Source organism: Pseudomonas sp. R1-7 (assembly GCF_051132105.1).
Lineage (GTDB): Bacteria > Pseudomonadota > Gammaproteobacteria > Pseudomonadales > Pseudomonadaceae > Aquipseudomonas.
Window position 1 is genome coordinate 5231529 of sequence record NZ_CP071661.1, and the last position, 12534, is coordinate 5244062.

The following is a 12534-nucleotide window of genomic DNA, read 5'->3' on the forward strand; positions in this document are numbered from 1 at the left end:
AAATTGCAATGCGCGAAGCCCAGGAACTGACGTTCACCACCCATGACGGCGTGGAGTTGTTCTACCGGCACTGGCCGGCTGTCGAGGCCACGGCGGGTGAACCCCGTCAGGCCGTGTTGTTGTTTCACCGAGGCCATGAGCACTCCGGGCGCATCGCGCACTTGGTGGATGAGCTGGATTTGCCCGGGTTCGAGTTTTTCGCCTGGGACGCACGCGGCCATGGCCAGTCGCCTGGCGAGCGGGGCGACAGCCCGAGTTTCGCCACCAGCGCCCGTGACGTGCAGACCTTCTGCGATCACATCGGCGCGGCACACCAGATCGACGAACAGAACATCGCCGTAATCGCACAAAGCGTCGGCGCGGTGATCGCCTCCACTTGGGTCCACGACTACGCGCCGCGCATTAGCTCGCTGGTGCTGGCGTCGCCGGCCTTCAAGGTCAAGCTCTACGTGCCGTTTGCCCGTCCGGGCCTGGCGCTGATGCGCAAGTTCCGTGGCAACTTCTTCGTCAACAGTTACGTCAAGGCCAAGTTCCTCAGCCATGACCCGGAGCGCGTCGCGTCCTACGACAGCGATCCACTGATCACCAAGGCGATTTCGGTGAATGTGCTGCTGGGCCTGTACGAAGCCGCCGACCGGGTTGTAGCCGATGCCCAGGCGATCCAGGTGCCGACGCAGTTGCTGATTTCCGGTTCCGACTTCGTGGTGCATCGCAAACCCCAAGAGCAGTTCTTCGAGCGGCTGGGCAGCCTGCACAAGGAGAAGCACATCCTGCCGGGCTTCTTCCACGACACCCTCGGCGAGAAAAACCGTGCGCCAGCCATCGCCAGCGCGCGCCGCTTCATCCTGCAGAATTTCGCCCGTCCGCTGGAGCGCCCTTCCCTGCTGGACGCCGATCGCCTCGGCGTGACCTGCGCCGAAGCCGAAACCCTGGCGACGCCGCTGCCGCACAACTCGTTGCGCGATCTCTACTGGCGCATGACCCGCGCCAGCATGCGTTTCGGCAGCAAACTGTCGGCCGGGGTGAAGCTGGGCTTCGACACCGGCTTCGACTCCGGCAGCACCCTGGATTACGTCTACCGCAATCGCCCCACCGGCACCTCGGCCCTGGGCAAGATGATCGACCAGAACTACTTGAACTCCATCGGCTGGCGCGGCATTCGCCAGCGCAAGGTGCACGTCGAAGAGTTGCTGCGCCTGGCGATGGCCGAGTTGCGCGCTCAGGACCGCGAGGTACGCATCGTCGACATCGCCGCCGGTCATGGCCGCTACATTCTGGAAGCGCTGCAAGGCGTCAGCCCGTTGCCGGAGTCGATCCTGTTGCGCGACTACAGCGACATCAACGTGCGCGACGGCAGTGCGCTGATCCTTGAGAAAGGCCTCGGCGACATCGCACGATTCGTCAAAGGTGATGCGTTCGACCGTCAGGACCTGGCGGCGCTCGAACCGAAACCAACCCTCGCCGTGGTCTCCGGCCTGTATGAATTGTTTGCCGACAACCAGATGGTCGGTGGCTCCCTCGCCGGCCTGGCCGAAGCGGTGGAGCCCGGCGGCTTCCTGGTCTACACCGGCCAGCCATGGCACCCGCAACTGGAACTGATCGCCCGCGCCCTGACCAGCCACCGCGCCGGCCAGGCCTGGGTGATGCGTCGGCGCACCCAGGCGGAAATGGACCAATTGGTCGAGGCGGCAGGTTTCCGCAAGATCACCCTGCGGGTCGATGAGTGGGGCATTTTCAGCGTTTCGCTGGCACAGCGGGTTCAGTAATGAGCGCCGTCATCGCTCCGGCCCGCGAACCCGCGTTGCTGAAACCGGCGTTGCTGTGGCTGCTGTTGCTGGCGCCGCTGTTTTTCACCACGTACGGCTTCGCCACCTGGGTCACGGCCCAGCGTGACGACGTCGGCAGCCTGGTGTTCGACTGGGAAAGCCACATGCCGTTCATGGCCTGGACCATCGTGCCGTACTGGTCGATCGACTTGTTGTACGGCCTGTCCCTGCTGCTGCCCAACAGCCGCGACGAACTCAAGCGCCATGCCTTGCGCCTGCTCACGGCCCAGGCGATCGCGGTCAGTTGTTTCCTGCTCTGGCCGCTGACGTTCACTTTCCCCCGACCGGAGATGGATGGGGTGTTCGGTTGGATGTTCGATGTGCTGGCCGGCTTCGACAAGCCGTTCAACCAGGCGCCGTCGCTGCACATCGCGCTGCTGGTGGTGCTCTGGGTTTGTTATGAGCGCCACCTGCAAGGCGTCTGGCGTTGGTTGATGCACGGCTGGTTCGCGTTGATTGGCGTGTCGGTGCTGACTACGTATCAACATCATTTTGTCGACGTGCCGACTGGCGCGCTGGCCGGGTGGTTGTGTGTCTGGTTGTGGCCGCTGGACCGGCCGAGTCCGCTGTTCAGTGCGCGACTGACGGCAGATCCGGCCCGTCGGCGCTTGGCCTTGCGTTATGGCTTGGGCGCCGCGGCGATGTTTATCCCGGCGTTTGCCTTCGGTGGCGCGTGGCTCTGGCTGATCTGGCCAGCAGTGGCGGTGCTGATGGTGGCGCTGAATTATCTTCTGTTCGGCGCGAGCGGGTTCCAGAAACGCGAAGACGGTCGGCTGAGCCCGGCGGTGCGCTGGATCCTGGCGCCTTATCTGGCGGCGGCATGGATCAATTCCCGCCTGTGGACGCACAAGCACCCGCAGCCGGATCAGATCATGGATGATGTCTGGCTCGGGCGGATTCCTACATCGGCTGCACTGAAGGACAGTCCGGTCAGGGCGGTACTCGACCTGTGCGCCGAGTTGTCCATGGACAGCACGGCAATCGCCTATCGCACCGTGCCGGTACTCGACCTGACCGCACCGACCGCCGAGCAATGCCTGGAAGCCGCGCAGAAAATCGAGCAACTGCGCCAGCACGGACCGGTGCTGGTCTGCTGCGCCTTGGGTTATTCGCGCAGCGCCACCGCTGTGGCGGCATGGTTGCTAAGCACTGGCCGTGCTGACAGCGTCGACGCAGCCATTGCGCAGATCCAGCGTGTGCGCCCACGTGTCGTGCTGCATCCGGCTCATCGCCAGGCATTGGAGCAAATATCCGCAGGGTACGGGCAATGGTCATGAGCAGTGACATCGAGCTCCACACCGTGGCGAGCTTGTTGCGCCGTGGTCATTCGCTGGACCAGCTCTCTACCGGCCTGACCCTGCTGGCGGCGTTGATCGGCCTGGGCCAATGGCTCGTGGGCAGCATCGATCCGTGGCTGCTTATGCTGAGCTTCGGCGTATTCGTCCTCGGCATGCAGGAGAAATACCTGGCGTTTCGCGTGGCCTTTGATGCCGATCTGTTTCATATCGTCGCGGATGCCGGCAAGCCGCTGACCGAACGCACCCAGGCCCTGGACGCGGCCCTCGCCAATCTCGGCCTGCAACCAGCCGAGCGTGGCGGGCGGTCATGGCCCGAGCGCAGTCACGGCTCCATGCGCCTGCTTCGCCGCCAAGCCTTGCTGGTGACTGCGCAAGCGCTGTTGACGGTGGGCTTCATCCTGGCCAGTCCCTGGCTAGCCTATTCAGGATAAGGAATCCTCATGTTCGAACCCGTGGTCGCCAACCTCATCACCTCCGCCGCGCGCATGGTCACCGGCGCTCGCAGCCTGTGGCTCGGCTGCGCGCCGACGCCGGTGCAGCGGATCTACTTCGCCAATCACAGCAGCCACGGTGACTTCGTGTTGCTCTGGGCCTCGCTGCCGCCGGCGCTGCGCAAGCTCACCCGCCCGGTCGCCGGGGCCGATTATTGGCAAACCAGCCCGATGCGTCGCTACATCATCAACCGGGTGTTCAACGGCGTGCTGGTGGATCGCGAGCGCAAGGATCCTTCCTACAATCCATTGCAGCCAATGCTCGACGCGCTGGAAAACGGCGACTCGCTGATCATCTTCCCCGAGGGCACCCGCAACCCGGACGAAGGCCTGCTGCCGTTCAAGAGCGGGATCTACCACTTGATGAAAAGCCATCCCGAGGTGGAGGTGATCCCGGTGTGGATCGCCAACCTCAACCGCGTCATGCCCAAGGGCCGCGTATTGCCCTTGCCGCTGCTGTGCACCACCAGTTTCGGCGCGCCGCTGTGCATCGAAGAAGGCGAAAACAAAGAGCAATTTCTAGAACGCAGCCGCGCCGCGTTGCTGGCACTGGCCCCGGAGCACGTCTGACATGGATCGATATACCTTGATGTTGTTTGGCGGGATCGGCGCGATTCTGCTGCTGGCTTCGTTGATCGGTTTCATTCTTAAACTGCGGACCAAAGGCGCGCCGAACTCGGTCATCGAGAACCTCAACGCGCGGATCAACGCCTGGTGGATCATGGTGCTGGTGATCGGCATCGCGTTCTGGCTCGGCAACGCGGCGGTGATCCTGCTGTTCTATGCCGTGTCGTTCTACGCCTTGCGCGAATTCCTGACCCTGACGCCGACCCGGCGCAGTGACTACCCTGCCCTCGTGGCGGCGTTCTACCTGGCGTTGCCGCTGCAATACCTGTTGATCTACTACGACTGGTACGGCCTGTTCTCGATCTTCATTCCGGTGTACGTGTTCCTGCTGCTGCCGATCCTGGCGTCGCTGGGCGGCGACAGCACGCACTTCCTGGAGCGTGCTTCGAAAGTGCAATGGGGCTTGATGATCGCGGTGTTCTGCATCTCCTTCGTGCCCGCCCTGCTAACGCTGGACATCGCTGGTTTTGAAGGCCGCAACCTGTTGCTGATCGCCTACCTGGTGATCGTGGTGCAACTCTCGGATGTGCTGCAGTACGTCTGCGGCAAGCTGTTCGGCAAGCACAAGATCGCGCCGAACCTGTCACCTTCGAAGACTGTGGAAGGTTTTGTCGGCGGCATTTTCCTGGCCTCGCTGATCGGCGGCGCGCTGTGGTGGATCACGCCGTTCAATCCGTGGCAGTCGTTCCTCATCGCCTTGCTGATCAACCTGTTGGGGTTTGCTGGTGGCATCGTCATGTCGGCCATCAAGCGCGACCGCGGCGTCAAGGATTGGGGCCACATGATCGAAGGCCACGGCGGCATGCTCGACCGCCTGGACTCGGTGTGCTTCGCCGCGCCAATCTTCTTTCACCTGGTTCGGTATTGGTGGACTTGAAGTAACTGACATACCGCTTACCTGTGGCGAGGGAGCTTGCTCCCGCTGGGGTGCGCAGCAGCCCCAAGATTCTAGGGCCGCTCCGCGCCCCAGCGGGAGCAAGCTCCCTCGCCACAAGAGCGGTCTGCGGTGCATATTCAATGCGCCAACATATTGTGGTGCACGCTGTACATGATCCACAGCGACAGCCCCACCAGCAGCGCAATCACCACCGCCGAGAACGCCAGCGCCGTCACGTTCCAGCGCTGCTGCGGCGAGAAGTCCAGGTGCAGGAAGTAGACCAGGTGCACGACGATCTGGATTACCGCGAAGATCGCCACGATTGCCGCCGTCATTGGCTTGGGCAGTGTGGGATACATCACCAGGGCGAAGGGAATGACGGTGAGGATGACCGACAGAACGAACCCGGTGAGGTAGGATTTTGCGCTGCCGTGGCCGGCATCGACGCCGCTCTGATGACTGCTCATTACATCACTCCAAACAGATAGACCACGGTAAACACGCAGATCCACACCACGTCGAGGAAGTGCCAGAACAGGCTCAGGCAGCCCATGCGGGTGGCGTTGACGGTGGTCAGGCCTTTGCGTTGGACCTGGAACATCACGACCGCCATCCACAGCAGGCCGGTGGCGACGTGCAGGCCGTGAGTGCCCACCAACGTGAAGAACCCCGTGAGAAAGGCGCTGCGGTTCGGGCCGTAGCCTTCGGCGATGAGCTTCTGGAACTCATGGATTTCCATGCCGATAAACGCCAGGCCGAGGACGAACGTCAGGCCGAGCCAAGCCAGCACCTTCTGCTTCTGGCCGGCACTCAGCGCGAGCATGGCGAAACCGTAGGTAATGCTGCTGAACAACAGGATGAAGGTTTCCGTGAGTACGTAGGGCAGCTCGAAAATGTCGGCGGCGCCAGGGCCTCCGGCAACGCTTTGCCCGAGCACCGCATAGGTCGCGAACAGCGTTGCGAACAAAATGCAGTCGGTCATCAAGTAGATCCAGAACCCGAACAGGGTCATGGAGCTGGCGTCCGAGTGCCCGTGTTCGGATTCCGGCGCGGTGGCGTTTGGCTGGACGAGATTGGACATGATCAAGCCTCCGCCAACATCTTGATGCGTTGATTTTCGATGCGCGCCACCTCTTCGGCGGGGACGTAGTAATCGATGTCGTCATCGGCGCTGCGCCAGATCACGCCGCCGATGGTCGCGACCAGCCCGACGATCGCCAGCCACCAGATATGCCACACCAGGGCAAAGCACATGATCAGGCTGAACAGGCTGATGACCATCCCCATCGCGGTGTTGCGCGGCATGTGGATGGCTTGGAAGTCAGCTTCGACGGCGGTCTCCTGGCCACGCTCCTTCATGCCCCAATAGGCGTCGATGCCCTCCACCACCGGTTGTTGCGCAAAGTTGTAGAACGGCGGCGGTGAGGCAGTTGACCACTCCAGCGTGCGGCCATCCCAAGGGTCGCCCGTCAGGTCGCGGTTCTGGTGACGCTGGCGGATGCTGAAGTAGATCTGCAGGATCTGGCAGACCACACCGCAGAGAATGATGCCCACGCCCAGCAACTCCGCCAGCAGCCACGGCTCCCATTCGGGAACGTTGAAATGGTTCAAACGCCGGGTCATGCCCATGAAGCCAAGAAAGTACGACGGCATGAAGGCGAAGTAGAAGCCGATGATCCAGCACCAGAACGCCGCCCGGCCCAAGCGGTCGTGAAGCTTGAAGCCGAAGGCCTTGGGGAACCAGTAGGTCAGGCCGCACAGGTAGCCGAACACGGCGCCGCCGATGATCACGTTATGGAAGTGGGCGATCAGGAACAGGCTGTTGTGCAATAGGAAATCCGCCCCGGGGACCGCCAGCAGGACGCCGGTCATGCCCCCGATGCTGAACGTGACGATAAAGCCCACCGTCCACAGCATTGGCGTTTCAAAGCGCACCCGCCCGCGGTACATGGTGAACAGCCAAGTGAATATCTTCACCCCGGTGGGCACGGCGATGATCATGGTCATGATGCCGAAGAACGCGTTGACGTTCGCCCCCGAGCCCATGGTGAAGAAGTGGTGCACCCAGACGATGAACGACAGGATGGTAATGACGATCGTCGCCCACACCAGCGAGTGATAGCCGAACAGGCGCTTGCGGCTGAAGGTCGACGCCACCTCGGAGAAGATGCCGAACGCCGGCAGGATCAGGATGTACACCTCCGGGTGGCCCCACGCCCAGATGAGGTTGACGTACATCATCGGGTTGCCGCCGAGTTCGTTAGTAAAGAAGTGCATGTCCAGGTAACGGTCGAGGCTGAGCATGAACAGCGTCGCGGTAAGGATCGGGAACGACGCCAGGATCAGCACCGCCGTGCACAGCACCGTCCAGGTGAACACCGGCATGCGGAAAAGCGTCATGCCGGGTGTACGCATTTTCAGGATCGTGACGAAGAAATTCACCCCGGTGAGCAGCGTCCCGACCCCGGATATCTGCAATGACCAGATGTAATAGTCCACCCCGACCCCGGGGCTATAGGAAAGCCCCGATAACGGCGGATAAGCGACCCAACCGGTACGGGCGAACTCACCGACCGCCAGGGAAATGTTCACCAACATCGCCCCGGCGACGAACAGCCAGAAACTCAATGCATTGAGGAACGGAAACGCCACGTCCCGGGCACCAATCTGCAAGGGCACGACGATGTTCATCAGCCCCACCACCAATGGCATCGCCATGAAGAAGATCATGATGACGCCATGGGCGGTGAAGATCTGATCGTAGTGTTCCGGTGGCAGGTAGCCGGGCGAACCGTCGGACGCCATCGCCTGTTGCGTGCGCATCATGATCGCGTCGGAAAAGCCGCGCAGCAGCATCACCAGGCCGACGGCGATGTACATCACGCCGATGCGCTTGTGGTCCACCGAGGTAAACCATTCTTTCCACAGATACGTCCATTTGCGGTAGTAGGTGATGGCGCCCATGCCAGCCAGGGCGATCAGCCCCACCACCGCAAGGGTCCACATGATGATCGGCTCATCCGTCGGGATCGCCTCTAGCGTCAGTTTTCCAAACATGCCTTACTCCTGCGCTTTCCGATGAGCCCCGACGGGTGATTCGATGCTGCTCTGCATGTGCTCCATGCGATGCTCGACTTCACGGGAACGGTTCATGCCTTCGTATTTATCGATGATGCTCTGGAACAAGTCCGGCTGGACCGAGGCGTAATGCTCCACCGGGTGCTTGACCGTGGGCCGGGCGAGTCGGGCGTAGCTGTCCTTATCCAACCGCCCTTGTCCTGCGCGCACGTTGGCAACCCACTTGTCGAAGCCCGCCACATCGGTGGCCAGGGTTTGGAAATGCATGTCGGAGAACCCCGGGCCGTTGTAGTTGGCGGCGATGCCCCGGTATTCCCCGGCCTCGTTGGCGATCAGGTGCAGTTGGGTCTGCATGCCGGCCATGGCATAGATCTGCCCGCCCAGCGCCGGAATGAAAAACGAGGTCATCGCACCATCGGACGTCACGCGAAAGTTCACTGGAGTGTCCAGCGGCATCGCCAACTCATTGACCGAGGCGATGCCCAGTTCCGGGTAGATGAAGACCCATTTCCAATCCGCCGCAATGACCTGCACCACCAGCGGCTTCACGTCGGAATCCAGCGGCCGGTAAGGGTCCAGCGCATGGGTCGACTTCCAAGTGACCACGCCGAGAATGATGATGATCACCAGCGGCACGCCCCAGACCACCGCTTCGATCTTGCGCGAATGCGCCCACTCCGGCGTGTACTTCGCCTTTGTATTGGAGGCGCGGTACTTCACGGAAAAGACGAACGCCATGACGATGACCGGCACGACTACCAGCAACATCAACAGCGTCGAGAGAATGATCAAGTTGCGTTGATCGACGCCGACCTGTCCCTTGGGATTGAACAACACCATGTCGCAACCGCCGAGCAACAGCATCCCGCCGACCAGCAACAACCTTGATAAGTAACAAGGCAGTCGAGTTCGCATGTCTTGTGCTTCGCTTATGGGTTGCTTGCCAGTTGCCGAGTGATCTTGTCTTTGATCGACAGGCGCTGCTCCTTGAGTTTGCGCAGGTCGTCATCCTCGACATTGCCCGCTGAAATGGATTCGGCGGCCAACACTTGGTTATCCAGATCCATGTACTCATCGAGCAGGCGATCAAGTTCCGGATCCTGCTGGCGACGTTGTTGGACCGTTTCTTTACTGCAATTCAAATCCTGATAAAGATCATGAGAAGCAGGCATGGCCTTCTCCTTTACAGTGTGGTTGGGGTACACGATTTTTAGAATTAGCCCCCTCGGCTAAGTTGAGAGAAACATCTGGAAACGGTGACGAACGGCATCGCGAACAAAAAAAAGCCCACGAGACGTGGGCAAAGGGAAAACGGTTATGTAGCAGGCCGAATCAGGAGGATTGCTTACCTGCGGCCGAAGGCATCGCCGAGGAATCAACCCGGACCGTGCGTGACTGAAGCATTGCCTTTTCCCACTCCGTGGCATCGTGGCTGCAGAAGATTTCGACGTGCCCGTTTTGAACCCGCGCCAGTTCCCGCAGGCGATCTTGATTGCGCATCCGCGCCGAACGGTAGGTGTCCATCATGTATTGATAGAACTTCAGCCCCGGCGGACAGTGGCGCTCGGTTTGATGGACTTCATCGTGGAAGAAATACGCGTCGCCGGCATGCAGCAGCCAACCGTCGGACGTGCGCACGGCAATGCCGGCATGCCCAGCCGTATGGCCTTGGAGCGGCACCAGGAAAATGTCCTCTTCTTCGGCCCCGATCAGCGCCCGCACCGAATCGAAACCGAACCAGGTGTCGCCGTCCGGCGCATAAAACTCCCAATTGTCGACGCCCTGCCACTGGCGTGCCTGGAACCGCCGGCGGCTGATCCAACTGTCGGCGGAGCGCGCCGCCGCCATTTCGTCGCGCATCACGTGAACCCGGGCCTGGGGAAAATCCTGGAGCCCACCGGCGTGATCGAAATCCAGATGGGTCAGGAGAATATGCCGAACGTCATTGGCATCGAAGCCTAGCCGCCGCACTTGTTCCAATGCAGTAAGGCGATGTTCGAACTTGATGTTATTGAACGCCCGGAAAAATCGACTCAACCGCTCGGGGGTCTGCACATCGCGCTGACCAAAACCGGTGTCCACCAGGACCAGGCCGTTGCTGTCGGTTTCAATCAACAGGCAATGACACACCAGGCACGCCGTCAGTCCCCGACTGTAGCCATCGAACAACTTCCCGCCCACCGGGCACATGCAACCGCAGTTCAGGTGGTGGATATGCATGTGGGCCTCCTGTCACGAATGGCGCGTCGATTTCCAGACTCTAAGAAATCGACAGGAACGCGACAGGCGCAATTCCGCGAAGGCGACAGGCGGTGGCTATGCCCGGGAAAAGATACCCTGTGGGAGCGAGCTTGCTCGCGATGGCGGCCGGTCAGTCACATGGATATCGACTGGTCCACCGCTATCGCGAGCAAGCTCGCTCCCACAAGGGGTTCGGTGTTAGAGGGATCAATCGAGGATCAAGTGCGGCAGGAACCGGCTCGAATCCTTGGTGATCAGGCTATTGTCTTCCCGCACCCCGATACCGGCGGCCTGGTCGCCAATGACCCAGGAACCGATCAGGGTGTAACTGTCGCCAAAGCGAGGCAGTGGCGCGAACTCCTGCAGGATGAACGGCGCATCGGTATAGGGGCCGTCCTCTTTGACGATCAAACCATCAGCGGTCTGCAGCTCTATATTGGCGCCTTCCCGGGAAAAGAACGGCTTGCGCACCCAGCCCTTGGGCACCGCTTTGCTGGTGTCGGTGTCGAGGTGAGCGGCGAGCAGGTTCGGGTGGCCTTTGTTGAATTCCCACAACAGCGGCAGAATGCCTTTGTTGGAGATGATCGACTTCCACGCCGGTTCGAAAAACTGCGTATCGCATTGGGCTATCGCAGCGCCAAACGGCTCGTGGAAGATGAATTCCCAGGCATGCAGCTTGAACAGGTGCGGAATCCAGCGCTCTTCCAGATCGACAAAACGCCCGTCACTGTTGAGGCCGATGTCTTCGACATCGATGTGCCGCGATTCGATGCCGACCTTTTCCGCGATCAGCCGCAAGTAATCCGTGGTGCCCTTGTCTTCCACCGAGCCTTTCATCGAGGCGAAGTAGAACGGTTCCTTGAGCTGCAACTGGGCAAAGGCCTGGTGCAGCTTGGTGTCGATGCTGTTGAACTGATCGGCATGGGCCGGCAGCACACCACGCTCGATGCATTGCTCCAGCCAGCCCCACTGGAACGCCGCCGCCTCATAGAGGCTGGTCGGCGTGTCGTAGTTGAGCTCCAACAGTTTGGCGGGACCGCTGCCGTTGTAGGAGAAATCCATGCGCCCATACAGGTGCGGGTGGCCTTCCAGCCATGACGTGCGAACCAGGTCGAAGAACGGCGCCGGAATACTCAGGCGCTCCAGCAATTCTTCGCTCTGGACCACGCGGGCCACGAGGTCCATGCACATCTCATGGATCTCGGTGGTCGGGTCTTCCAGGTCATCCTCGATTTGCTTGAGGGTGAATTGGTAGTACGCGCTTTCGTCCCAATAGGGCTCGTCGTCGATGGTGTGGAACAGAAAGCCGAGCTGCTCGGCGGTCTGCTTCCAGTCAGGACGCTCTGCGCACTGGATCTTCTTCATGACGCTGGTTCCTCAACCGCCGGAGCTGCTCGAACCGCCCCATCCGCTGCGGGCGCTGGACTTGCTGCCGAAGCCACCGCGAGACGTGGAGGACGCGACGGACATTGGCTTGCTGGTCTTGATGGACTCGGTGTAGCTGCCGTACCGCGCCTGGTTGGACTTGTTGAAGGTCGAGCCCCTCGATACCCGCTGGCTGAGCGTCGAGGAGCCGAAGTTGCCCCGATCGTCGCGGTAGCGGTAGACCGGCTCGGAGTAATAGCTGTTGCGGTTGCCGCTCAGCATGTTGCCGATCAGCATGCCGGTCAGCAGGTTGCCGAAGCCTGAACCACCGACGTTCGCTTCCGACGCCGGCAATTGGGCCCGGGCGGCATCGACCTGGGACTGCGTGACTTCGCCATCGGCGCTGAGCTCGAAACCACCCAGCTTGGGGATGAACTGGCCGCTCGAGTCCTGCTGGCACCAGTCCGGGACAAAGTCGGCATCGCAATCCGCCTGGCTGGCGTACGTCGGCGCGATGCGACGGTGCTCGGCCATGGCGGTCATGTAGGCGTCGGCGCAAATGTCCACCGGAAGCTTTTCATCGACACATTGCTGGACGGACTGGAAGTTGTACTTTTTCTGCAACTTGTAGGTTTTTTCCGTTGGCCCGCAGCCAGATATCGCCAGGGCGACCGACGCAGCCAGCGAAAGCTGGACGTACTTGCTTCGTTTCATCGGGATCTCCGTGGCGC

At 61.2% G+C, this 12534-nt stretch carries 13 protein-coding genes; 5 read left to right on the top strand and 8 right to left on the bottom strand.

All coding sequences use genetic code 11. From position 1 onward, the window contains the following. Positions 1-8: 8 nt before the first annotated feature. Genes J3P79_RS23535 through J3P79_RS23555 form a run of 5 tightly spaced genes read left to right on the top strand, consistent with a single transcriptional unit; the run spans position 9 to position 5119 of the window. The gene (locus J3P79_RS23535) at positions 9-1766 is read left to right on the top strand and encodes a bifunctional alpha/beta hydrolase/class I SAM-dependent methyltransferase (RefSeq protein ID WP_434606010.1); all 1758 of its coding nucleotides are present in this window, start codon (positions 9-11) and stop codon (positions 1764-1766) included. Next, a complete protein-coding gene (locus J3P79_RS23540) occupies positions 1766-3103 on the top strand; it encodes a phosphatase PAP2/dual specificity phosphatase family protein (RefSeq protein WP_434606012.1) in 1338 nt (445 codons plus the stop codon). Before J3P79_RS23535 ends, J3P79_RS23540 begins: the two co-directional genes overlap by 1 nt. Continuing rightward, a complete protein-coding gene (locus J3P79_RS23545; RefSeq protein ID WP_434606014.1) occupies positions 3100-3555 on the top strand; it encodes a hypothetical protein in 456 nt (151 codons plus the stop codon). Before J3P79_RS23540 ends, J3P79_RS23545 begins: the two co-directional genes overlap by 4 nt. Positions 3556-3564: 9 nt before the next feature. Then, entirely contained in the window at positions 3565-4185 is a 621-nt protein-coding gene (locus J3P79_RS23550) for a lysophospholipid acyltransferase family protein (RefSeq protein ID WP_434606016.1), read from the top strand. 1 nt (position 4186) lies between these two features. After that, complete coding sequence (locus J3P79_RS23555) at positions 4187-5119, top strand: phosphatidate cytidylyltransferase (protein ID WP_039594237.1); 933 nt, start codon at positions 4187-4189, stop codon at positions 5117-5119. Between the two features lie 137 nt (positions 5120-5256). On the opposite strand, the gene cyoD is transcribed toward J3P79_RS23555, so the two are convergent. From cyoD to J3P79_RS23595, 8 genes are all read right to left on the bottom strand, one after another. Next, on the bottom strand, positions 5257-5586 hold the full coding sequence (gene cyoD / locus J3P79_RS23560) for a cytochrome o ubiquinol oxidase subunit IV (protein ID WP_434606018.1): 330 nt from the start codon (positions 5584-5586) through the stop codon (positions 5257-5259). Then, a complete protein-coding gene (cyoC, locus tag J3P79_RS23565; RefSeq protein ID WP_434606019.1) occupies positions 5586-6200 on the bottom strand; it encodes a cytochrome o ubiquinol oxidase subunit III in 615 nt (204 codons plus the stop codon). The genes cyoD and cyoC overlap by 1 nt, the downstream gene beginning before the upstream one ends. Before the next feature lie 2 nt (positions 6201-6202). After that, the gene (gene cyoB / locus J3P79_RS23570) at positions 6203-8176 is read right to left on the bottom strand and encodes a cytochrome o ubiquinol oxidase subunit I (protein ID WP_434606021.1); all 1974 of its coding nucleotides are present in this window, start codon (positions 8174-8176) and stop codon (positions 6203-6205) included. Between the two features lie 3 nt (positions 8177-8179). Continuing rightward, the gene (cyoA, locus tag J3P79_RS23575; protein WP_434606023.1) at positions 8180-9112 is read right to left on the bottom strand and encodes a ubiquinol oxidase subunit II; all 933 of its coding nucleotides are present in this window, start codon (positions 9110-9112) and stop codon (positions 8180-8182) included. 14 nt (positions 9113-9126) lie between these two features. Further along, positions 9127-9369 carry a YdcH family protein gene (locus J3P79_RS23580; RefSeq protein WP_434606025.1) on the bottom strand — a complete coding sequence of 81 codons (243 nt, stop codon included), beginning with the start codon at positions 9367-9369 and terminating at the stop codon, positions 9127-9129. Positions 9370-9529: 160 nt separating this feature from the next. Further along, a complete protein-coding gene (locus J3P79_RS23585; RefSeq protein ID WP_434606027.1) occupies positions 9530-10417 on the bottom strand; it encodes an MBL fold metallo-hydrolase in 888 nt (295 codons plus the stop codon). Between the two features lie 228 nt (positions 10418-10645). Beyond that, positions 10646-11803: a glutathionylspermidine synthase family protein gene (locus J3P79_RS23590; RefSeq protein ID WP_434606029.1), complete on the bottom strand. Its 1158-nt coding sequence runs from the start codon at positions 11801-11803 to the stop codon at positions 10646-10648. A gap of 12 nt (positions 11804-11815) precedes the next feature. Beyond that, positions 11816-12517 (bottom strand): DUF1190 domain-containing protein, encoded by a 702-nt coding sequence (locus tag J3P79_RS23595; protein WP_434606031.1) that lies wholly within the window; start codon positions 12515-12517, stop codon positions 11816-11818. Positions 12518-12534 lie beyond the last annotated feature (17 nt).

Excerpts from the sequence above, each read along its gene's own strand:
- J3P79_RS23535 (WP_434606010.1), top strand. The coding sequence starts at position 9 with ATGCGCGAAGCCCAGGAACTGACGTTCACCACCCATGACGGCGTGGAG.
- J3P79_RS23590 (WP_434606029.1), bottom strand. The coding sequence starts at position 11,803 with ATGAAGAAGATCCAGTGCGCAGAGCGTCCTGACTGGAAGCAGACCGCC.
- J3P79_RS23555 (WP_039594237.1), top strand. The coding sequence starts at position 4,187 with ATGGATCGATATACCTTGATGTTGTTTGGCGGGATCGGCGCGATTCTG.
- cyoC (WP_434606019.1), bottom strand. The coding sequence starts at position 6,200 with ATGTCCAATCTCGTCCAGCCAAACGCCACCGCGCCGGAATCCGAACAC.
- J3P79_RS23595 (WP_434606031.1), bottom strand. The coding sequence starts at position 12,517 with ATGAAACGAAGCAAGTACGTCCAGCTTTCGCTGGCTGCGTCGGTCGCC.
- cyoA (WP_434606023.1), bottom strand. The coding sequence starts at position 9,112 with ATGCGAACTCGACTGCCTTGTTACTTATCAAGGTTGTTGCTGGTCGGC.
- J3P79_RS23550 (WP_434606016.1), top strand. The coding sequence starts at position 3,565 with ATGTTCGAACCCGTGGTCGCCAACCTCATCACCTCCGCCGCGCGCATG.
- J3P79_RS23580 (WP_434606025.1), bottom strand. The coding sequence starts at position 9,369 with ATGCCTGCTTCTCATGATCTTTATCAGGATTTGAATTGCAGTAAAGAA.
- J3P79_RS23540 (WP_434606012.1), top strand. The coding sequence starts at position 1,766 with ATGAGCGCCGTCATCGCTCCGGCCCGCGAACCCGCGTTGCTGAAACCG.
- J3P79_RS23585 (WP_434606027.1), bottom strand. The coding sequence starts at position 10,417 with ATGCATATCCACCACCTGAACTGCGGTTGCATGTGCCCGGTGGGCGGG.
- cyoD (WP_434606018.1), bottom strand. The coding sequence starts at position 5,586 with ATGAGCAGTCATCAGAGCGGCGTCGATGCCGGCCACGGCAGCGCAAAA.
- cyoB (WP_434606021.1), bottom strand. The coding sequence starts at position 8,176 with ATGTTTGGAAAACTGACGCTAGAGGCGATCCCGACGGATGAGCCGATC.
- J3P79_RS23545 (WP_434606014.1), top strand. The coding sequence starts at position 3,100 with ATGAGCAGTGACATCGAGCTCCACACCGTGGCGAGCTTGTTGCGCCGT.